Here is a 20,047-nt window from a genome sequence, read left to right on the forward strand (position 1 = left end):
GGTCAGTCCCTGACCGCGCCGCTGGTGAGCCCGGCAGCGATGTGCCGCTGGACAACCGCCAGAAGCAGCGCGGCGGGCAGGGAAGAGATGACGGCTGTGGCCATCACCGAGTTCCAACTGGTGGTGTTGGTGCCGGCACCGATGTAGTCGTACAGACCCAGCGTGATCGGCTTCCAGGTGGTGGAGTTGAGATTGAGCGTGGTGGCGAACAGGAAGTCGCCCCATGCGAAGAGAAACGCGAACAGGCCCGATGTGATCAGCGCGTTGCGGGACATGGGAAGCACGATCTGCCAGAAGGTGCGTACCGCGCCTGCGCCGTCCAAGGCCGCCGCCTCCAGCAGGGACCGGGGGATGGCGGTCATGAAGGCCCGCATGATGAGCACGGCGAAGGGGACGGCGAGCGTGGCGTCGGCCAGGATCAACGCCAGGGCCGAGTTGAGGATCCGGGCGGACGCGAAGATGCGGTACAGCGCGTTGGCCATGACGATGCCGGGCACGAGTTGGACGACCAGCAGCACGCTCAGCAGCGTCCTGCTGCCCGGAGAGCGCAGATGCGCCAGCGCGTAGGCCGCCGGAGCAGCCAGGGCCAGCGTCAGGCCCGTGGCACCCGCGGCGATGATCAGGGAGGCCAGCAGATGGCCGCCCTGCTGGGACAGCGCGTTCTCGTAGCCGCTGAGTGTGCCGTCGATGGGCACCCAGTGCGGTGAGGGCCGGGCCAACTGCTGATTGGTCTGGAAGGACGCGTTCACCATCCAGTACAGCGGGAACAGCATGACGGCGACGACGACCACACCGAACGCGGTTTTCGCCCACGGCGCCACGGCCGCCCGGCGCGGTCCGCCACGGACCCTTCCGGGCCGGCTCCGAGCAGCGCGGGCGGCGTTCATGCGCGGACTCCGGGTTCGGCGCGCAGCGTGCGCAGATACAGCAGGGCGAAGACGGAGGCCACGAGGACGAGCAGAACGCCCGCGGCCGCTCCGAGACCGAACTCCGACAGGCCGCCGAAGGACAGCTGGTAGGCGTAGGTGCTGATCGTGTTGGTGGCGTTTGCCGGGCCGCCCTTGGTCATCACCCAGATCACGTCGAAGACCTTGAGCGTGTAGATCAGGCCGAGCGTCAGGACGATGCTGATCACTGGTCTGAGCTGGGGAAGTGTGACATAGCGGAACTGCTGCCAGCGGCCGGCGCCGTCCAGGGAAGCCGCTTCGTACAGCTCCGTCGGGATGGTCTGCAGCCCGCCGTGGAGAATGACCATGTTGAACGGCACACCGATCCAGATGTTGCAGAGGAGCACTGCGGCCATGGCGGTGTCGGGAGTGTTGAGCCACGGCACCGGGTCCTGGACCAGGTGGAGGGTGAGCAGGATCTGGTTGACGACGCCGTTGCTGGTGTCGAGCATCCACCGGAACAACGTGCCGGAGACGACCAGGGGCAGGAGCCAGGGGATCAGTACGAGCGACCGTAACAGCCGGCCGAGCGGAAACGAGCGGCGAAAGAACTCCGCCAGCCCCAGGCCGATCGTGAACTGGAAGACGAGCGAGCCCACGACAAACACCGCCGTGTTGACGACGGCGGTGCCGAAGGCGGGGGTGCTCAGCAGTTTGCGGTAGTTGGCGAGGCCGATGAACGGGGCGTTGCCGCTGTAGAGGGATCTGATGTCGTAGTCCTGGAAGGACAGCGTCACATTGCGGGCCAGAGTGTAGAGGTAGAACACCGCGACGAACACGACGACCGGCAGGATGAACCCGACCCCGAGCCGCCGGCTGCGAGCCGCCGGAGCCACGGAGCGGCCCGGCGGCGGCCGCTTGCGGCCGGCGACCGCCGCCGGGTGCTTGGGACGTGCTGGAGCCACGACTATCCGTCCAGGAGGATCGTCGTCGGCGTGGACCGCCGACGGGGCCGCGGATCGGCACTCATTCCGTCGCCTGCTTCTGTGCGTCGGTCAGCGCCGCGCTGGGCGACTTGCTCCCTGACAGTGCGCTCTGCACCGCGGTCCACATCGCCTGCGAGTACTTCGGATATGCGGGCCCGACTTCCTCCGAACGGCCCTTGGCGCTTCCGATGGTGTCCACGAATGTCTTCACCGAGGGAACCGCTGCACGGAATTCTGCGGCCGCCTTCTCGTCGGACGGCACGTAATTGGTGAGCTTTGCCCACTCCAGACTGTTTTCCATCGACACCATGCACTTGATGACCTCGCCCGCCTTGCGGGCCTTCTCCCCGCTGGCGCCGATCGCCCACACCTCGCCGCCGAGCGCTCCGGAGGGAGTGCGCCCGGCCGGGGCGGGAACCGGCACGACGCCGAAGTCGTTCATCCCTGCCTTTCGCAGCAGGGGCAGCTCCCAGGGGCCATTGATCATCATGGCCAGCGAGCCGTTCGCGAATTGCTCCCCGACATTCATCTGATTCCAGCTGAGCACGTCCTTGGGCGCCGAACCGGAGGAGACCAGTTCGTTCAGGAGATTCAGCGCCGACACGGCCTGCGGCGAATCGAGCGTCTTCAGGGAAGCGCCGGCGCCGAAGAAGAAGGACTCGAACTGGAAACTGCCTTCTTCCGTGGCGGGCACGGCGAAGCCGATTCCGTGCACGGTGTCGCCCTGGGTCAGCTTCTTCGCCGCGACACGCAGCTCGTCCCACGTGGCGGGCGGCTTGACGCCCGCCTTCTTGAGCATCGACGTGTTGTAGTACAGCGCCAACTGGTTCACACCGGGCGCGACACCGTACAGCTTCCCCTGGTACTTACCCGCCGCGACGACGTTCGGATACAGCCCGTCGGTCTTCACACCGGCCGGACCGAGGTCGGTGAGGGCTCCCGTGGCGGCGAGCTGCTGCAGGTCGGGATTGTCGACGAGAATCAGGTCCGGCAGCGCCCGGCTGTTCGCCAACTGGAGCACTTTGGTGCGCAGGTCCGGCACAATCTGCCGCTTGATGGTGACCCCGGCCTTCTTGCCGCACTGGTTGAGCTGCTCACCCAGGGGGCCCCGCCCGGGTGGGGTGTTGTAGTAGTCCATTTCGGTCAGAGTGAGGTTGTCGCCGTCCGCGGACTGCGGCGAGCCATCGTCGCCGCAGGCGGTCAGCAGCAGACCGGCCGCGGTGGCCGTCGCCACCAAAGCCATGGCTGACCGGGTGCGACGGGACTTCACAGAGGTACGCATGGCGGCTCCAAGGGGTAACGGTGTGCAGGCGTTGATATGTGCGGCTCAGGCCTTCTGCCGACGTGAGAAGAGGCGCACACGGATCACCACGCGAAGGACCACAGAATTCGCAGCGGATCATCCGTGGACGCTGCTCCTGGGCATTCCGGACGTGTGGCGCAGAACTGCGGGTGAAAGCTCGGCGTCCAGCCCTGCACGGCGGGCGTATCGCGGGAGCCGGGCCAAGTCGCCGGGATGCCGCGAGCTGCCGGATCAGGGCGGAATGGGCCATGGGTGGAAGGCACTGCCGGACTGACCACCGCATGGAGCAACGCCTCAACGGATTCGCGAACCGGTTCAACAGAGGCATTACAGGCACGCCTTGTCGGCAATGTCAAGAAATGTCCTGCATTTCCCGTAAAAGGCATATGATGGCTGAGGCAAAATCCTGGTGCCCGGGCTCCGGGCCGGAGGCGATCACGCCGATCGGTCTTCTCCACCCGGACCGACGGCTCGCCGGTGGGGAAAGGGATACCGGACCGCCGGATCCTCCGGACGTCCGAGATCCGGGCGCTTGCGTTCATCGCTTCTGCGGGCACGGCCCGCAGGGCCCGGTCGTGACCGGTGGACTCCGAACAGGAGCCGGCGCTGCCCCTTGGTCAGCCTCGTCGGGGCCGTCCGGGTGCCCGGCCGGCCCGGTGGAGGAACCGGCGCAGCCGGTCCAGGGGCCAGGTGTTGATCACGTCCTCCGCGGTGAGCCAGCCCCGCTGGGCCGTGCCCACGCCGTAGCGCAGGCAGTCCAGGTGGAGGGTGGAGTGCGCGTCGGTGTTCACGGCGAACTGCACGCCGTACCGCTTGGCCAGCAGGATGTTCTCGTCGGACAGGTCGAGGCGGTCGGGGTGGGAGTTGATCTCCAGGGCGGTTCCGGTGCGGGCGCAGGCGGCGAACACCGCGTCGAGATCCAGGTCGAGCGGCTGCCGCTTCCCGATGAGACGGGTGGTGGGGTGCCCGATGATGTCGACGTACGGGTGCTCGCAGGCGCGGATGAGCCGCTTGGTCAGGGCGTCCCGGCTCTGGTTGAAGTGGGAGTGCACCGAGGCGACGCAGAGGTCGAACCCGGCGAGGAAGTCCTCCGGCCAGTCGACGTTCCCGTCCGGGTCGATGTTGAGCTCGGTGCCGTGCAGCAGCCGCATCCGGCGGTGCCTGCCGTCGAGTTCCCGCACCCGCTCCCGCTGGGCGAGCATCTTCTCGTCGGTCATCTGCTGCATGTACAGGTTGGGCGCGTGGTCGGTGACGGCGTAGTAGCGGTGGCCGCGCCGGGCGGCGGCCTCGACCATGTCCTCCAGGGTGGCGACGCCGTCGGTGAGGTCGGTGTGGGTGTGCAGGTCCCCCCGGATGTCGGCCTCGGTGACCAGGTCGGGCAGCTCGTCGCGCAGTCCGGCGGCGACCTCGCCGCGGTCCTCGCGGAGCGGGGGCGGGATCCAGGGGAGGCCGAGGCGGGCGTAGACCTCCTCCTCGGTGCGGGACACGATCCTCCGCCCGCTCCTGGCGTGGAACAGGCCGTACTCGGACAGCTTGAGCTTGTTGCGCACGGCCATCTCGCGGGTGCGGATGTTGTGCGCCTTCGAGCCGGTGAAGTACTGCAGGCCGGCGCCCCAGGAGTCCGGGGGCACCACCCGCAGGTCGATCTGGAGGCCCTTGGTGGTGCGGATCGAGGTCTTCTTGGCGCCGTGGGCGATGGTCTCGGTGGTGAACGGGAGGCGGGTGAAGGCCTCCATGAACGGCTCCGAGCGCTCCGACGCGACCAGGATGTCGACGTCGCCGATGGTCTCGCGCATCCGGCGCAGCGAACCGGCGTAGGCGCACCTCTCGCAGCCGGGCAGCGCGGACAGTTCGGCCACGATCTCCTCGGCGACCTCCATGGCGGTGTCGATCTGCACCCGGTCACCGGCGGCCTGCATCAGGGAGATGCCGTGCAGGATGTTCTCCTCGGTCTTCGGCCCGAAGCCCTTGAGGTCGCGCAGCCGCTCCTCCGCGATGGCGTCGCGGAGTTCGGGGACGGAGGCGATGTGCAGGTCCTCGTAGAGCGTCAGGGCCTTCTTGGGCCCGAGGGTGGGGATGGCCATCAGCTCCCGCACTCCGGCGGGGATCCGCGCGCGGACGTCCTCGACGGCGGGCATCCGGCCGGTGCGCAGGTACTCGGTCACCTTGTCGGCGATGGAGCGGCCCACGTTGGGGATCTCGCGCAGGCCCGCGGCGTCGAGCCGGGAGACGTCGGTGTGGTATCCGCCGATGGCCCGTGCGGCCTTCTCGTAGGCGCGCGCCTTGAACGCGTCTCCGCCGGTGATCAGGACGAGGTCGGCGTACTCCTGGAGCAGAGCCTCGACGTCCTTGTTGGGTCGGGCCACGTCCCAAGTCTAGATCCGGGGCAGGGGTCCGGCCCGTGCCCGCGGTGGTGTGGGGGCGCCGGACGCGGGGCCGAAGCATGGACCCGGCGCTTGCCCCCGGGCGGCACCGGCCGATGGGGGCCGGTGCCGTGCGGGCCCGCGCACCGGGGGCCGATGTGCGACGGACCGGCCCCGCCGCGGGCGTCGCCCCTCGGGGCGCTCGGGTCACATCGCCAGATGTGCCCGCAGATGCGTGACCTCCTCGATCTCCACCCCCGCCTTGGCCAGCAGCTGCCGGGCGAGGTCGTTGAGGGCGCGGGCCGCGGCGATCTCCTCGCCGACCCGTGGCTGCTCCGGGTCGTCCGGGTGGCGGTTGGCCCGCCCGTGCGCCCGCAGCTCCGTCCCGTCCTGCACGCGCAGCAGGGCGGCTGCTTCGGTCTTGTTGTCGACCTCGCGGAACTCCATGTCGACGTGCCATCCGGTGATGGTCTGCATGACAGTCACCTCCAGCTCAGTTTCCAGGATGCGCCTCGGGGTGCCTCCGGGTCGACGCCGGGCGCGCGGCGCCCGCGGGGGTCTCCGGGCGGACCCCGGCGAGATGCTCCAGGAACCAGTCCCGGGCGAGGTCCGACACGGCGTCCAGGGCGCCGGGCTCCTCGAACAGGTGGGTGGCCCGCGGTACGACGGCGAGCCGGTGTTCGCAGGTCAGCCTGGTCCCCGCCTGGCGGTTGAGGTCGAGCACGGTGGTGTCCCGGCCGCCCACGACGAGCAGGGTGGGCGCGGTGACGTCCGCGAGCCCCGGGCCGGCGAGGTCGGGCCGCCCGCCGCGGGAGACCACGGCGGCGATGCCGCAGTCGCGCCGGGCCGCGGCCCGCAGCGCGGCGGCGGCGCCGGTGCTGGCCCCGAAGCAGCCGACCGGGACGCCCCCGTAGCGGCGGCGCAGCAGCGCGACCGCTCCGAGGAGCCTGCGGGAGAGGGTCTCGATGTCGAAGACGTTGGCCCGGTCCAGTTCTTCCTCGGGGGTGAGCAGATCGAAGAGCAGGGTGCCCAGGCCCGCGTCGTTGAGGGCCGCCGCGACGCTCCGGTTGCGCGGGCTGCGGCGGCTGCTGCCGCTTCCGTGGGCGAACGCGACGAGGCCGCGCGCCCCCTCGGGGACCGTCAGGTCACCGGTGAGCCGGACCCCGTCGGTGTCCACCCCGATCTCGCGCCGCGTCGCGGCGGGCTCGGCCCCGGACGGCGTCGCGGGCGCCCCGGCGGTACGGGGAGCTCCAGGAACGGGATCCGGTGCGGTGGCCGCTGATCCGGTGGTGTCCGGTGCTCGGTCCGGTGCCGTGCCTCCCGGGGCGGCCTCCCGGGAGGCGCCGCCGGGCGGGTCCGGGCCGGTATCGGCTCCGGTGCCGGCCCCGGTGTCCGGGGCCGCCCGGGCGAGGAGGTCGACGACGTCCCGGTCCGGGGTCTGGGCGAAGTCCTGGTACCACTCGCCGACCGCGTAGAAGGCGCTCGGCGTGGAGAGGCACACCAGTTCGTCGACCTCGGAGCGGAGCGCGACGGCGGCGTCCGGGGGCGCCACGGGAACGGCCAGGACCACCCGGGCCGCGCCGTGCGCCCGCGCGACCCGGCAGGCGGCGGACGCCGTCGCGCCCGTCGCGATGCCGTCGTCCACCACGATCGCCGTCCGGCCCGCCAGGGGGATCTGCGGGCGGCCGCCGCGGAACCGCAGCGCCTGCCGCTGGAGTTCCGCCTCCTCGGTCCGCTGGACTTCGGCCAGATCCGCCTCGTCGACCCGGCTCATCCGGATGATGCTGTCGTGCACCACCCGCACCCCGCCCTCGCCGATCGCGCCGAAGCCGAGTTCCCGGTGGTAGGGGACGCCGAGTTTGCGGACGAGGATGACGTCCAGCGGCGCGTCCAGCGCGCGGGCGACCTCGGAGGCGACGGGCACCCCGCCCCGGGGCAGCCCGAGGACGACGGGGTGTTCGGTGCGCAGATGGTCCAGCTGCCCGGCGAGGCGGCGCCCGGCCTCCGCGCGGTCGGCGAACCGCATGATGCACCTCCAGCCCGGGGAGACGACGGCCCGCAGGACTGGGTACCCGGAAGACTGGTACGTATCGAATCAATACGAAATGCGGCGAAGATGCAACCGGGTGGCGGCAGCACGGCCCGGCGGTGCAGGCCGGCGCCACCGGCTACCGGGCAGCCGCGGGACGGCGCGGAAGCGGGTGGCCGGGCGCGGGGCCACCGCCGGCGGGGCGTACCGGCCGCGCGGGGCATACCGGCCGCGCGGGGCGGCGAGCCCCCGGCGCCGGCCGGGCGCCGGCTCAGTCCTCCAGCGCGGCCCGCACCCGGGCGGCCGTCGCTTCCGCCTCGGCGCCGTCCGCGTACCGGCCGCGGGGCCAGAAGAATCCGCGCAGCCCGTCCTTGGGGTTGCGGGGCACCACATGGACGTGGAAATGCGGCACGGACTGGCTGATCCGGTTGTTGGCGGCCACGAACGACCCGGCCGCACCCATCCCCCGCTCCACGGCCCCCGCGATCCGCTGCACCCGGAGGAAGAACGGCCCCACCTCGGCGCCCGGGAGGTCGCCGAGCGTCTCGCTGTGGCGGCGCGGCACCACCAGCGCGTGCCCCGGGAAGAGCGGTCGGGCGTCCAGGAACGCCACCACGGTCTCGTCCTCGAAGACCCGGTGGCTGGGCACCTCACCCGCGACGATGGCACAGAAAACGCAGTCCACGCCCCCAGTGAACCGCCCCCGCGCGGCCTCCGCCGGGCTTTTCGTCCGCACGCCGGTCCCCGCTGGCCGGGAGGGGCGTACCGGGAGCACCCTGGAGGCATGAAGAACGCCGCGAGCGCCCCCGAGCAGGACGTACCGGTCGTGGTGGCGCCGTTCGACACCGATGGCCGGTACCGGCTGGTGCATCTGCGCGGGGTCGGCTGGGAGCCGCTGGAGCGCGAGGAATTCGACGTGCGGGTGCGGCAGGTCTTCCCGGACATCGACTTCGACGATCCGGAGCAGGTCCACTGGACCGACCGGCCCGGCAAGTGGCCGAAGTGGCACCCCGGGGAGGCCTGACGGGAACCGTGGCGGCCGTCCCGTCCGTCCTCTGGAGAAGGTGCCGCGGGGTGTCGTGAGCGGCGTACCGAGGGGAGGGACCGACCGGCATCCGGGCCATGACGGGGACGGCATCCGACAGCGGACGCCGTCCTTTCGTTCCACGCCCCGCGTCCCGTATCCGACCCGGGCGGATCATGCCCGTTCGGGCGGGATGTGACCTCGGGCGATTCCTTTCGCGCTCCATTGAGCACAGAGCGGTCTTCGTCCGTGAATGAGAGTGGGCGCGCGAATGACCGGGACGTGGTGGAGCGGAGGTGGGCGGCATGATGCCGGAGCGGGCGGGCAGCGCCAGTGGGGATGAGCTGGCCGTGCCGATGGCATGGCTGTACGCCGAATACGTCGCCGACGAGGTGCTCCGGCAGGCCGAACTGATGCAGCCCACCACCCTGGAGTTCCGGGCCGGCCGGGACGCCCTGGCGCTGACGGCCTTCCTCTCGGGCGGGGCGCAGCTGTCGGGGGCCGGTGTGGTGTCGCAGCTGGAGCACTGGTGCGATCTGACGGCGGCGGCGGAACCCTGGCACAGCTGGTGCTCCCGCCGCCTCCAGTACCTCCAGCGGGAGGAGCAGGCGATCGGGCACACCGGAGCGGATCTGCCGTTCGCCCGGGCGGCGTGGCGGCGGCTGGTCGAGACCGAACTGCTGTCGGCGGACGAGGACTACGACGCCGGCACCTGGGAGGGTGCCGACGTCGACGAGGACCCGGCCCCCACCGTGTGGACCCCGGCCTGGCAGCTCGGGCTTCCGCTGGCCAGCCTGGCCCTGCAGATGTTCTGACGGGAGACGTTCCGGCGGGAGGTGGCGGGGTAGGCCCCCGTCCCCCCGGTCAGCGTCCGGGCGGGGGACGGGGTCCGGGGACCGGCCGGCGCTTCCCGGCGCCAGAGGCCCCGGCCGGGAGCGCTGCTCGTGAGGGGCTCGGCGCGCCGCGAGAGGCCGCTCGCCCGATGGGGCCGCTCAGCGCCTCGCGGAGCTGCGCGGCCCCGCGGAATCCCCTCAGCCCGTGGCGAGGTCCACGATGCGCTGGACCAGATCGGGGTAGGCCCAGTCCGCGCCGCTGCCCGCGAGCGGCAGCAGGCTCATCGCCGTCAGGCCCGGGAGGGCGTTCACTTCGAGGCACATCGGCTCGCCGGCGGCGTCGCAGCGGAAGTCGGTCCGCGAGTACGCGTCGTCGCCGAACCCCAGCGCCCGGTGCGCGCGCAGCGCCGCCTCCTGCAGCCGGGACGCGAGGGCGTCCGGGATGCGGGCCGGACAGACTTCACTGGCCGCCCCGGGCTGGTACTTGGCCGCGTAGTCGAACAGCGGTGTCGTCAGCTCGATCTCGATCACGGGCAGCGCCCGGTCGCCGACCACGGCCACCGTGAACTCCCGCCCCGGCAGGAACGGCTCCACCAGCAGCTCGACGGCGCCGGCGTGCACCTCGGCCGCGACCCGCGCCAGCTCCGGCAGCGAGTCGACCCGGTGGACCGCCACGCTCGAACCGTCCGCGACCGGCTTGGCCACCACCGGTCCGGCCTCCACCAGCCGCCGTACGTCCCGCGGCACCTCGGACTCCCCGGACGGCCACAGCACCCGCTCGGCCACGGGGACGCCCGCCGCGCCCAGGACCGCCTGTGCCCGGCCCTTGTGCCACGCGGCCGCGCAGGCCGCGCTGCCCGCGCCGGTGAAGGGGACGCCGGCCATCTCCAGCAGCGCCTGCACGTGCCCGTCCTCGCCCCAGCCGCCGTGCAGCGCCAGGAACACCAGCTCCGCGTCGCGCAGCAGTTCCAGGACCGGGCCGCCGGTCAGGGCGGTGTGCATCCGCTCCCGCAGCCGGTGGCGGTCCGCGAGGGACGGCGGTTCCTTCCCGACCTCGAACGCGTGGACCGCGTCACCGGGTCGCAGCGGTCCGGCCAGGACCGGCTCCGCGGCGGCCGGGTCGACGAGCACCACCTCGTGGCCCCGTTCCAGCAGTGCCCCGGCCACCGACGAGCCGGACGCCAGGGAGACGTCTCGCTCCGGGCTCTCTCCACCACACAAGATCACAACACGCATACGGGAATTCTGCCGCACTCCCCCGGCCGGCGCCCACGCCGGCGCCCGGCCCGAAGCCCGCCCGCACCTGCGGCCACCCGTACCCGCAGCCGTCCGTACCCCCGGCCCGTACCCGCGTGTCGGCCACCGGCGCCGGACAGCGGACGTCAACCGCCCGGGGCGCCGGCCCGCCCCGCTCCCCGTACCCCGCCACGGGAACAGCGGGCGCCGTGCGGACCGTCAGTCGGGCAGCCCCAGCTCCCGCAGCGCCGACCGGGCCGCCAGGTGGCCGCACATGCCGTGCGCGCCGGCTCCCGGGGGCGTCGCCGCGGAACAGAGGAAGACGCCCGGGATGCCGGTGCGGTACGGGTCCGGGGTGATCCGCGGCCGCCGCAGAGCCAGTTGGAGTGCGGTGTTGGCCCCGCCGATGACATCGCCGCCCACGCAGTTGGGGTTGTACACCTCCAGGTCGGCGGGCGGCCGGACGAAGCGCGCCACGACGCGTTCCCGCAGTCCGGGCGCGAACCGTTCGAACTGGGCGAGGACCGCCTCCGTCGCGTCCCCCCGGTAGCCGTGCGGGACATGGGCGTAGGCCCAGACGGGACGGACGTCCCCGGCCGACCGCCCGGGGTCGGCGAGGTACTGCTGGGCGACGAGGACGAACGGCCGCTCCGGCATCCGGCCGCGGCCGATCTCCCGTTCGGCGGCGGCGACTTCCTCCAGGGTGCCGCCGAGGTGGACGGTTCCGGCGCGGCGGCAGACCTCGTTCCGCCACGGCACTCCGCCGTCGACCGCGAGGTCGACCTTGAACGCGGCCGGGCCGTACCGCCAGTCGCGGTAGGCCCGGCGCACCCGGGGCGGCAGCCGGTCGCCGGCGAGGTCCACCGCGGCACGCGGGGAGAGGTCCAGCAACACCGTGTCCACCGGGGGCAGTTCGGCCAGCGAACGCACCCGTACGCCGGTCTCCACCGTGCCCCCGAGGTCGGCGAGGAGTGCGGCCAGGGCGTCGGTGACCGCCCGCGATCCGCCGCGCGCGACGGGCCAGCCGGTGCGGTGCCCGGCGGCGGTGAGCAGCAGCCCGACGGCGGCGGTCAGGGGCCGGTCCAGCGGGCCGAGGGTGTGGGCGGCGGCACCCGCCCACAGGGCGCGCGCCTCCTCGGTGCGCCACCGGCGGGCGACCGCGGTCGCCGGGAGGAGCGCCCGGCTGCCGAACCGCGCCAGCGCCACGGGGTGGCCGGGCACCCGGAGCACGGGCCGCAGCACGTCCTCGGCCAGCCGGCCGAGGTCGGCGGCGAGCGGGGCGAACAGCCGCAGCCAGGCGGCCCCGTCCGTTCCCAGACCGACGGCCGTCTCGGCGGCGGAGCGCACCAGCGCCGGGGCCGCCCCGGAGTCCAGCGGATGGGCCAGTTCGACCTCGGGCCGCCGCCACAGCAGCCCGTACCGCTCCAGGCGGAGGGAGCGGAGGAACGGGGAGAGCGGACCGAGCGGGTGCACGGCCGAGCAGTGGTCGTGCAGCACGCCGGGGACGGTGAGTTCGCCCGACCGCGTCCCGCCGCCGATCGTCGGCGCGGCTTCGAGGACGGTGACCCGCAGACCGGCCCGGGCGAGGGTGACGGCGGCGGCGAGCCCGTTCGGCCCGGCGCCGACCACGATCGCGTCGGTCATCGGAGGCCCCCGCGACCGTGCGTCGCCGAGGTACCCGGCCGCCCCGCATGCCGCGGCCGCGTGGCCTGTCCCGGGCGCGGCGGCTCCCGCCCGCCCCGGGAGGCCGCGGCAGCCGGAAGGCGGCGGCCGCGTCCGCTGTCCGGCGCCGGAGTCATGGGCCTGCCCTCCCTCCGCCCGCGGCGTCGCCGGGCCCGGTGCCCGGCGCCCCGGAAGGGGTGGCCCCGGCGGTCCCGCCGGATTGTGGCGGGTGCGGCGGCCACACCTTCGAGGGTAGCGAGCCCGCCGCGTCGGAGGCGTCGGCCCCGGCGGAGGGTCGCCGGGACGCCGGGGTGCCGGGATACTGTGCCGGGCCCCGGGGCAGGTGCCCCACTCTCGGCACCCCGCTCGGGGCTCCGCTCTCAGGGCCGGGCCGGACGCATGGCCTACGAACCCGCCTCGCGGAACGCGTCGAGCAGCCGCTCCGCCGCCAGGGTCGCCGTCAACGCGCCCTCGCGGACCCGCTGTTCGAGCTCCGGGGCCAGCCGGCGCACCTCCGGGTGCTCACGCAGCCGGGCCAGCAGCTGGTCGTGGACCATGGACCAGGTCCAGTCGACCTGCTGGTCCCGGCGCTTGGCGGCGAGCCGGCCGGTGGCGTCCAGCACCTTGCGGTGCTGCTCCACCTGCTCCCACACGGTGTCCAGGCCGGTGCTCTCGCGGGCACTGCAGGTGAGCACCGGCGGGTTCCACTCCGCGTCGTGCCCCTGCAACAGCCGCAGCGCGCCCGCCAGTTCACGGGCCGCCGACTTCGCGTCGCGCTCGTGGGGGCCGTCGGCCTTGTTGATGGCGACGACGTCCGCGAGCTCCAGCACGCCCTTCTTGATGCCCTGGAGCTGGTCGCCGGTGCGGGCCAGGGAGAGCAGCAGGAAGGTGTCGACCATGTCGGCCACGGCCGTCTCCGACTGGCCGACGCCGACTGTCTCCACCAGCACCACGTCGTACCCCGCGGCCTCCATCACCACGATGGTCTCGCGGGTCGCGCGGGCCACCCCGCCGAGGGTGCCCGCGCTCGGCGAGGGCCGGACGAAGGCGTCCGGGTCGGCGGAGAGCCGCTCCATCCGCGTCTTGTCGCCGAGGATGGAGCCGCCCGTCCGGGTGGAGGACGGGTCGACGGCCAGCACCGCGACCCGGTGGCCGAGGCCGGTGAGCCGGGTGCCCAGCGCGTCGATGAAGGTCGACTTGCCGACACCCGGTACCCCGCTGATGCCGACCCGGCGCGCCCGGCCGGTGTGCGGCAGCAGCTCGATCAGCAGGCGCTGCGCCGCCTCCCGGTGGTCGGGCCGGGTCGACTCCACGAGGGTGACGGCCCGGGCGATGTACGCCCGGGACCCGTCGAGGACGCCCTTGGTGTACGCATCGATGTCGATCGTCCGCGGCATGGGCTCACAGCTCGTGGCCGAGGGACCCGGCCAGGCCCTTCAGCAGGTCGTGGGCGGCGTCGGGGATGACGGTGCCGGGCAGGAAGACCGCGGCGGCGCCCATCTCGCGGAGGGGCTCCACGTCCTGCGGCGGGATGACCCCGCCGACCACGATGGTGATGTCCTCCCGGCCCTGCTCGGCCAGTTGCTCGCGGAGCGCCGGCACCAGGGTGAGGTGGCCCGCGGCGAGCGAGGAGACCCCGACGATGTGGACGTCGGCCTCGACGGCCTGCCGGGCGACCTCCTCCGGCGTCTGGAACAGCGGGCCGACGTCGACGTCGAAGCCGAGGTCGGCGAAGGCCGTGGCGATCACCTTCTGGCCGCGGTCGTGGCCGTCCTGGCCCATCTTGGCGACGAGGATCCTGGGCCGCCGGCCCTCCTCGCGCTCGAACGCCTCGACCAGCGTCCTGGTCCGCTCCACGCCGGACGACGCTCCGGCTTCCTCCCGGTACACACCGGAGATGGTACGGATCTGGCCGGAGTGCCGTCCGTACACCTTCTCCAGGGCGTCCGAGATCTCCCCGACGGTCGCCTTGGCGCGGGCCGCCGTGACCGCCAGCGCGAGCAGGTTGCCCTCCAGGCCCTGGCCCGATCCGGCCTCGGCGGCGGCGGTCAGCGCCCGCAGCGCGTCCTGGCAGACGGCCTCGTCGCGCTCCTCGCGCAGCCGGCGCAGCTTGGCGATCTGCTGGGACCGGACGGAGGAGTTGTCGACCTTGAGCACCTCGATGGCCTCGTCGCCGCCGACCCGGTACTTGTTGACGCCGATGACCGGCTGCCGGCCGGAGTCGATCCGGGCCTGGGTGCGGGCCGCGGCCTCCTCGACGCGCAGCTTGGGGATGCCCGCGTCGATGGCCTGGGCCATGCCGCCCGCGGCCTCGACCTCCTCGATGTGCTGCCAGGCCCGGCGGGCCAGGTCGTGGGTCAGCCGCTCCACGTACGCGCTGCCGCCCCACGGGTCGATGGACCGGCAGGTCCCGGACTCCTGCTGGAGCAGCAGCTGGGTGTTGCGGGCGATCCGGGCCGAGAAGTCGGTGGGCAGGGCCAGCGCCTCGTCGAGGGCGTTGGTGTGCAGTGACTGGGTGTGGCCCTGGGTGGCGGCCATCGCCTCGACACAGGTGCGGGTGACGTTGTTGAACACGTCCTGGGCCGTCAGCGACCAGCCGGAGGTCTGCGAATGGGTGCGCAGCGACAGCGACTTGGCGTTCTGCGGGTCGAACCGCTTGACGAGCTTGGCCCAGAGCAGCCGTGCGGCGCGCAGCTTGGCGATCTCCATGAAGAAGTTCATGCCGATCGCCCAGAAGAAGGACAGCCGCGGCGCGAACGCGTCCACGTCGAGCCCGGCCCCGAGCCCGGCCCGCAGGTACTCCACGCCGTCGGCGAGGGTGTACGCCAGCTCCAGGTCGGCCGTGGCCCCGGCCTCCTGGATGTGGTAGCCCGAGATGGAGATCGAGTTGTAGCGCGGCATCTTCTGCGAGGTGTACGCGAAGATGTCGGAGATGATCCGCATCGAGGGCTGCGGCGGGTAGATGTAGGTGTTGCGGACCATGAACTCCTTGAGGATGTCGTTCTGGATGGTCCCGGCCAGCTTCTCGGGCGGTACGCCCTGCTCCTCCGCGGCGACGATGTAGAGCGCCAGCACCGGCAGCACGGCGCCGTTCATCGTCATCGACACGCTCATCCGGTCCAGCGGGATGCCGTCGAAGAGCTGCCGCATGTCGTAGATGGAGTCGATGGCCACGCCCGCCATGCCGACGTCACCGGTGACCCGCGGGTGGTCGCTGTCGTAGCCGCGGTGGGTGGGCAGGTCGAAGGCGACGGAGAGGCCCTTCTGGCCCGCGGCGAGGTTGCGGCGGTAGAAGGCGTTGGACTCCTCGGCGGTGGAGAATCCGGCGTACTGACGGATCGTCCACGGCTGGTTGACGTACATGGTGGGGTACGGGCCGCGCAGGTAGGGCGCGATGCCCGGGTAGGTGCCCAGGAAGTCCAGCCCCGCCACGTCCTCGGAGGTGTAGAGCGGCTTCACGCCGATCCCCTCCGGGGTCTCCCACAGCAGGTCGGCGTCGCCCTTGCCGGTGCTGTCCTGCAGCGCGGCGCGCCACTGCTCGGCGTCGGCCGCGGACGCCCCGGCCGGCTCCAGGCCGATGCCGGTGAAGTCGGGGATCGCTGCCTGCTGTCCGGTGCTGCGCTGCATCACGCCACCCCCAGGTCGTCGAGTGCGGAGGAGAGGACGGCGACCGCGTCGCCGCCCGCGGTGACGAACGTGTCGATCCCCGCCTGCCGGTACGCCTCCCGCCGCTCGCCGGGGCGTCCGGCGAGGAACACCCGGCGGGCACCGGCCGCCGCGAGGGCGGCGGCGACGGCCTCGGCCTGTTCGGCGTAGACGGCGTCGCTGGAGACCAGACAGGCGACGCCCGCGCCGCTGCGGGTGAAGGCGTCGGCGGCGGACTCCGCGTCCACGGTCACCGGGTCGTGGACCGGTTCGATGCCGCCCGCCTGGAACAGGTTGGCGGCGAAGGTCGCCCGGGCGGTGTGCGCGGCCGGGGTGCCCAGCGCGGCGAGGAAGACCTTCGGCCGGGCGCCGGTGGCGGCGAGGTGGGCGTCGGAGCGGGCGCGCAGCGCCTCGTACGCCTCGTCGCGGCGGACCTGCGGCAGCCCTCCGGACGGGCCGGCGGGCGCGGTCTCGCGCTCGGGGACGGTCTCGGCCAGCAGCGGGAACTCGCTGACACCGGTGATCGGTTCACGGCGCTTGGCGAGGTCCTCGCGGCGCCGCTGCCAGGTGCGCTCCAGGCGCTCGGCGATCAGGCCGGTGCGCAGTCCGGCGGCCTGGCCGCCGGCGCGCTCGATCTCCTGGAACCAGGCCCACCCGGCCTGTGCGAGCTCGTCGGTGAGCCGCTCCACGTACCAGGAGCCGCCGGCCGGGTCGATGACCCGGGCCAGGTGGGACTCCTCCAGCAGGATCGAGGAGGTGTTGCGGGCGATGCGCCGGGCGAACGCGTCCGGCAGGCCGAGGGCGCTGTCGAACGGCTGCACCGTCACGGCGTCGGCGCCGCCGACCCCGGCGCCCAGACAGGCGACGGTGGTGCGCAGCATGTTCACCCACGGGTCGCGACGGGTCATCATCACCGCGGAGGTCACGGCGTGCTGACGCTGTGCCGCGGCGGCCGGTGCGGCGCCGCAGACCTCGGCCACCCGGGCCCAGAGGCGGCGGGCGGCGCGCAGCTTGGCGATGGTCAGGAACTGGTCGGCGGTGGCGGCGAACCGGAACTCCAGCTGTCCGCAGGCCGCGTCGACGGAGAGACCGGCCGCGGTCAGGTCGCGGAGGTAGGCCACGCCGGTGGCCAGGGCGCAGCCCAGCTCCTCGGCGGCCGAGCCCCCGGCCTCGTGGTACGGCAGGGCGTCCACCGCCAGGGCGCGGATGCCCGGGTGGTCGCGGTGGCAGCGGGCGGCGAGGTCCGCGGCGGCGGCCACCCGGCCGGACAGGCCGGTGCCGCTCCCGGTGCGGGCGACGAGCCCGAGCGGGTCGGCGCCGAGTCCGCCGAGCGCGGCCCCGGCGGGCACGCCGCGCTCCGCGAGGATCCGGAACAACTCCGCGGCGGCCGGGGCGAATTCGGCTCCGGCGTCGAGCACGACCGGGGCCAGGTCGAGGTAGACGCCCTCAAGCGCCTGCGACAGGCCGCCGACGGGGATCCCCGCCTCGCCGACGGCGAGCCAGACCGAGGTCACACCGTTCTCGAGGTCGGCGAGCAGCGCCTCGTTGGACCGCTTCGGGTCCGGGTGGGCGTGGCGCTGGCGCACGTCCCAGCCGGACACCGAGGTGCCCTCCGGCCTGCCGCCCCGGACAAACGGGGGGAAGCCCGGGAACCCGGGGTCGTCGGCGCCGTCCTCGGCGGTGTACAGCGGGCGGGTGGCAAGCCCGTCCTGGAGTTCGGTGGCAAGCGTGTCCTCGGCCGCCGCGCCCGAGACATCCGTGGTGCCCGACTTGCGCAGCACGCCTTCGACAAGGCGGTGCCACTGCTCGCGGGTCGCGTCAGGGAACTCGGCGGCCAGGGAGAGCCCGTCGTCAGGCAGGACCGTCATGAGGGAAGGCTAGGCGAACCGACCCCCTGAGCAGCAGTGCGCTCGGATGTGACCTTGCCCTCTTCACCTGCGCCGGCCGGGGCGTTCCATCGGGCAGACTCGGGCAGCGTGAGAAAGATCCGCGTCATCGGCATCGGATCGGGCGACCCCGATCAACTGACCCTGCAGGCCGTAAAGGCACTCAACACGGTCGATGTCTTCTTCATCCTGGACAAGGGACGGGAGAAGTCCGACCTGACCCGGCTGCGGCACGAGATCCTTCAGCGGCACGCCGTGGACCGGCCCTACCGGCTGATGGAGGCTCAGGACCCGGAGCGGGACCGCGCCGTGTCCTCCGCGGCGTACGCCCCCGCGGTCGACGACTGGCGGCGGCGGCGCGCCGACCGGTGCGAGGAGATGATCCGCGACGGGCTCGCGGACGGCGAGTGCGGGGCGTTCCTGGTCTGGGGCGACCCGTCGCTGTACGACTCCACCCTGGCGATCCTGGACGACGTCCTGGCCCGCGGCGGGGTGACCTTCGACTACGACGTGATCCCCGGGATCAGCAGCGTCTCGGCGCTCGCCGCCCGGCACCGGACGGGGCTGAACCGGGTGGGCCGCCCGGTGCAGATCACCACCGGGCGGCGGCTGGCGGAGGGCTTCCCCGAGAGCGCCGACGACGTCGTGGTGATGCTCGACGCGCACCAGGAATTCACCCGGCTGGGCGAACCGGACCTGTACATCCACTGGGGCGCCTATCTGGGCACGCCCGACGAGATCCTGATCTCGGGGCGGCTGGGGGAGGTCGCGGACCGGATCCGGGCGGTGCGCGAGGAGGCCCGGGCGCGCAAGGGCTGGATCATGGACACCTATCTGCTGCGCCGTGAGCGGGGCGACGTCGACCGCTCCGGGGAGTAGCTGCGGGCGGGGGCGGGGGCGGGGGCTTCCGGCGGTGCCGGTCCGGCCTCGCGTCGGCGGAAGGCCCTCCTTCGGCCCGGGCGGCCGCCTCGGCCCCGACCGGCTCCCCCCGGCCCGGGCGGCCCCCTCGGCCCAGGCCGGGCCGGAGGCCCGCGGTCCGCGGCGGCACGTCCGAGCCTCCGGGGCTCCGAGGCCCGCCGGGGCCTTCCCGGGCTTGCGCCCGGTGGCGTCCTCACCGCGGCACATCCGCCGGGTCCCTGCCACGATGGAGGGGGCCGCCGGGTCCCGACCGCACCAGGACAGCGAGGGCTGCTATGACCGGTATCCAGGGCGGGGCGGAGGGGGCTGCCCCGGGCGGCGGCTCGTCCGCGGACGACGCACGGCAGGGCAAGACGTCCTTCGACGCCATCTACGACCGCCCCGACCCCCGTGCCTACTTCCGCGGGCTGCAGCCGCTGGAGTACCAGACACCGCTGCACGCCCAGCCGGTCTTCCGACGGCTGCTGGCCGCCCGCGCCGCGGCTGCGGAGGCGGACGCGGGCGCCCCGGAGCGCGGCAGGACGGGACGCGGTGGACCGGAGCAGGGCGGGCCGGAGCGCGGCCGGCCGGAGCAGGGCGGCCCCGGGCGCCCGGTCACGGTGCTCGACGTCTGCTGCTCCTACGGCATCAACGCGGCGCTGCTCAACCACGACGTCACCCTGGACGAGCTGTACCGCCGCTACACCTCCCCGGACCTCGACGCCCTGACCGACCGCCAACTCATCGAGCGGGACCGGGAGTTCTACGCCGGCCGCCGGTCGGCGGACCCCGCCCCGGTGGTGGGACTCGACGCGGCCCGCAACGCGGTGGCGTACGCGACCGCCGCCGGGCTGCTGGAAGCGGGATTCGGCGAGGACCTGGAACGGAACGATCCGAGCCCGGACCTGGTCCGGGCCCTGGAGCCGGTCCGGCTGGTCACGGTGACCGGCGGCGTCGGCTACATCACCAGCCGCACCTTCGAACGGATCCTCCGCCCCATGACGGGACCGGTATGGGTGGCCGCCTTCGTGCTCAGAACGGTCGACTACGGCCCGATCGTCGACACCCTGACGGACTTCGGGCTGGTCACGGAGCATGCGGCGGACCGCAGCTACCGGCAGCGCCGGTTCAGTGACGACTCCGAGCGGCGGCACGCCCTGGAGGCCGTCCGCGCCACCGGCCGCTCCCCCGAGGGCCGGGAGACCGACGGCTCCTACCACTCCGAGTTCCATCTCTCCCGGCCCGCCGCGCACGCCGAGGCGTTCCCGGTCGAGGACGTGCTGGACGGGAGGTAGC

The 20,047-nt window shown here is 73.3% G+C and carries 16 protein-coding genes; 4 read left to right on the forward strand and 12 right to left on the reverse strand.

What is annotated here, in order from left to right:
* Positions 1 to 2 precede the first annotated feature (2 nt).
* The 7 genes from ACFYYR_RS20855 to ACFYYR_RS20885 form a co-directional block, all read right to left on the reverse strand.
* Positions 3 to 773, reverse strand: a complete 771-nt coding sequence (locus tag ACFYYR_RS20855; RefSeq protein WP_388855457.1) for a carbohydrate ABC transporter permease — start codon at positions 771 to 773, stop codon at positions 3 to 5.
* 110 nt (positions 774 to 883) lie between these two features.
* Complete coding sequence (locus ACFYYR_RS20860) at positions 884 to 1,858, reverse strand: carbohydrate ABC transporter permease (RefSeq protein WP_388855460.1); 975 nt, start codon at positions 1,856 to 1,858, stop codon at positions 884 to 886.
* A gap of 55 nt (positions 1,859 to 1,913) precedes the next feature.
* On the reverse strand, positions 1,914 to 3,116 hold the full coding sequence (locus tag ACFYYR_RS20865) for an extracellular solute-binding protein (protein ID WP_388855315.1): 1,203 nt from the start codon (positions 3,114 to 3,116) through the stop codon (positions 1,914 to 1,916).
* Between the two features lie 677 nt (positions 3,117 to 3,793).
* Positions 3,794 to 5,542, reverse strand: a complete 1,749-nt coding sequence (polX, locus tag ACFYYR_RS20870) for a DNA polymerase/3'-5' exonuclease PolX (protein WP_388855318.1) — start codon at positions 5,540 to 5,542, stop codon at positions 3,794 to 3,796.
* 204 nt (positions 5,543 to 5,746) lie between these two features.
* Positions 5,747 to 6,016, reverse strand: a complete 270-nt coding sequence (locus ACFYYR_RS20875; protein ID WP_351515429.1) for a DUF1876 domain-containing protein — start codon at positions 6,014 to 6,016, stop codon at positions 5,747 to 5,749.
* Positions 6,017 to 6,032: 16 nt separating this feature from the next.
* Positions 6,033 to 7,565, reverse strand: a complete 1,533-nt coding sequence (locus ACFYYR_RS20880) for a phosphoribosyltransferase family protein (RefSeq protein ID WP_388855322.1) — start codon at positions 7,563 to 7,565, stop codon at positions 6,033 to 6,035.
* Between the two features lie 274 nt (positions 7,566 to 7,839).
* Entirely contained in the window at positions 7,840 to 8,253 is a 414-nt protein-coding gene (locus ACFYYR_RS20885) for an HIT family protein (RefSeq protein ID WP_388855325.1), read from the reverse strand.
* Between the two features lie 99 nt (positions 8,254 to 8,352).
* Here ACFYYR_RS20885 and ACFYYR_RS20890 point away from each other — a divergent pair, with 99 nt between their 5' ends.
* Both ACFYYR_RS20890 and ACFYYR_RS20895 read left to right on the forward strand, forming a co-directional pair.
* Positions 8,353 to 8,592 (forward strand): hypothetical protein, encoded by a 240-nt coding sequence (locus ACFYYR_RS20890; protein WP_388855328.1) that lies wholly within the window; start codon positions 8,353 to 8,355, stop codon positions 8,590 to 8,592.
* A 305-nt stretch (positions 8,593 to 8,897) separates the two neighbouring features.
* Positions 8,898 to 9,407, forward strand: coding sequence for a hypothetical protein (locus tag ACFYYR_RS20895; protein WP_388855331.1), 510 nt, complete (start codon positions 8,898 to 8,900; stop codon positions 9,405 to 9,407).
* Positions 9,408 to 9,623: 216 nt separating this feature from the next.
* Here ACFYYR_RS20895 and ACFYYR_RS20900 read toward each other — a convergent pair whose 3' ends face one another.
* From ACFYYR_RS20900 to ACFYYR_RS20920, 5 genes are all read right to left on the reverse strand, one after another.
* Positions 9,624 to 10,661 carry a D-alanine--D-alanine ligase gene (locus tag ACFYYR_RS20900; protein WP_388855334.1) on the reverse strand — a complete coding sequence of 346 codons (1,038 nt, stop codon included), beginning with the start codon at positions 10,659 to 10,661 and terminating at the stop codon, positions 9,624 to 9,626.
* Positions 10,662 to 10,880: 219 nt separating this feature from the next.
* Positions 10,881 to 12,305, reverse strand: coding sequence for a phytoene desaturase family protein (locus tag ACFYYR_RS20905; protein WP_388855337.1), 1,425 nt, complete (start codon positions 12,303 to 12,305; stop codon positions 10,881 to 10,883).
* Between the two features lie 422 nt (positions 12,306 to 12,727).
* The gene (gene meaB / locus ACFYYR_RS20910) at positions 12,728 to 13,720 is read right to left on the reverse strand and encodes a methylmalonyl Co-A mutase-associated GTPase MeaB (protein ID WP_388855340.1); all 993 of its coding nucleotides are present in this window, start codon (positions 13,718 to 13,720) and stop codon (positions 12,728 to 12,730) included.
* A gap of 4 nt (positions 13,721 to 13,724) precedes the next feature.
* Positions 13,725 to 15,950 carry a methylmalonyl-CoA mutase gene (gene scpA, locus ACFYYR_RS20915; protein ID WP_388855343.1) on the reverse strand — a complete coding sequence of 742 codons (2,226 nt, stop codon included), beginning with the start codon at positions 15,948 to 15,950 and terminating at the stop codon, positions 13,725 to 13,727.
* Entirely contained in the window at positions 15,950 to 17,836 is a 1,887-nt protein-coding gene (locus ACFYYR_RS20920) for a methylmalonyl-CoA mutase family protein (RefSeq protein ID WP_388855346.1), read from the reverse strand. Before ACFYYR_RS20920 ends, scpA begins: the two co-directional genes overlap by 1 nt.
* Positions 17,837 to 17,944: 108 nt before the next feature.
* Between ACFYYR_RS20920 and cobF the strand changes: the two genes are divergently transcribed.
* Both cobF and ACFYYR_RS20930 read left to right on the forward strand, forming a co-directional pair.
* Entirely contained in the window at positions 17,945 to 18,733 is a 789-nt protein-coding gene (cobF, locus tag ACFYYR_RS20925; protein ID WP_388855349.1) for a precorrin-6A synthase (deacetylating), read from the forward strand.
* Between the two features lie 314 nt (positions 18,734 to 19,047).
* Positions 19,048 to 20,046 carry a hypothetical protein gene (locus ACFYYR_RS20930; RefSeq protein ID WP_388855352.1) on the forward strand — a complete coding sequence of 333 codons (999 nt, stop codon included), beginning with the start codon at positions 19,048 to 19,050 and terminating at the stop codon, positions 20,044 to 20,046.
* Position 20,047 lies beyond the last annotated feature (1 nt).

The sequence above is a fragment of the Streptomyces sp. NPDC001922 genome (assembly GCF_042891165.1).
In the GTDB taxonomy this organism is placed as follows: Bacteria; Actinomycetota; Actinomycetes; order Streptomycetales; family Streptomycetaceae; genus Streptomyces.

Excerpts from the sequence above, each read along its gene's own strand:
- ACFYYR_RS20905 (WP_388855337.1), bottom strand. The coding sequence starts at position 12,305 with ATGACCGACGCGATCGTGGTCGGCGCCGGGCCGAACGGGCTCGCCGCC.
- meaB (WP_388855340.1), bottom strand. The coding sequence starts at position 13,720 with ATGCCGCGGACGATCGACATCGATGCGTACACCAAGGGCGTCCTCGAC.
- ACFYYR_RS20895 (WP_388855331.1), top strand. The coding sequence starts at position 8,898 with ATGATGCCGGAGCGGGCGGGCAGCGCCAGTGGGGATGAGCTGGCCGTG.
- ACFYYR_RS20900 (WP_388855334.1), bottom strand. The coding sequence starts at position 10,661 with ATGCGTGTTGTGATCTTGTGTGGTGGAGAGAGCCCGGAGCGAGACGTC.
- ACFYYR_RS20920 (WP_388855346.1), bottom strand. The coding sequence starts at position 17,836 with ATGACGGTCCTGCCTGACGACGGGCTCTCCCTGGCCGCCGAGTTCCCT.
- ACFYYR_RS20930 (WP_388855352.1), top strand. The coding sequence starts at position 19,048 with ATGACCGGTATCCAGGGCGGGGCGGAGGGGGCTGCCCCGGGCGGCGGC.
- ACFYYR_RS20855 (WP_388855457.1), bottom strand. The coding sequence starts at position 773 with ATGCTGTTCCCGCTGTACTGGATGGTGAACGCGTCCTTCCAGACCAAT.
- ACFYYR_RS20880 (WP_388855322.1), bottom strand. The coding sequence starts at position 7,565 with ATGCGGTTCGCCGACCGCGCGGAGGCCGGGCGCCGCCTCGCCGGGCAG.
- scpA (WP_388855343.1), bottom strand. The coding sequence starts at position 15,950 with ATGCAGCGCAGCACCGGACAGCAGGCAGCGATCCCCGACTTCACCGGC.
- ACFYYR_RS20865 (WP_388855315.1), bottom strand. The coding sequence starts at position 3,116 with ATGGCTTTGGTGGCGACGGCCACCGCGGCCGGTCTGCTGCTGACCGCC.
- ACFYYR_RS20875 (WP_351515429.1), bottom strand. The coding sequence starts at position 6,016 with ATGCAGACCATCACCGGATGGCACGTCGACATGGAGTTCCGCGAGGTC.
- ACFYYR_RS20890 (WP_388855328.1), top strand. The coding sequence starts at position 8,353 with ATGAAGAACGCCGCGAGCGCCCCCGAGCAGGACGTACCGGTCGTGGTG.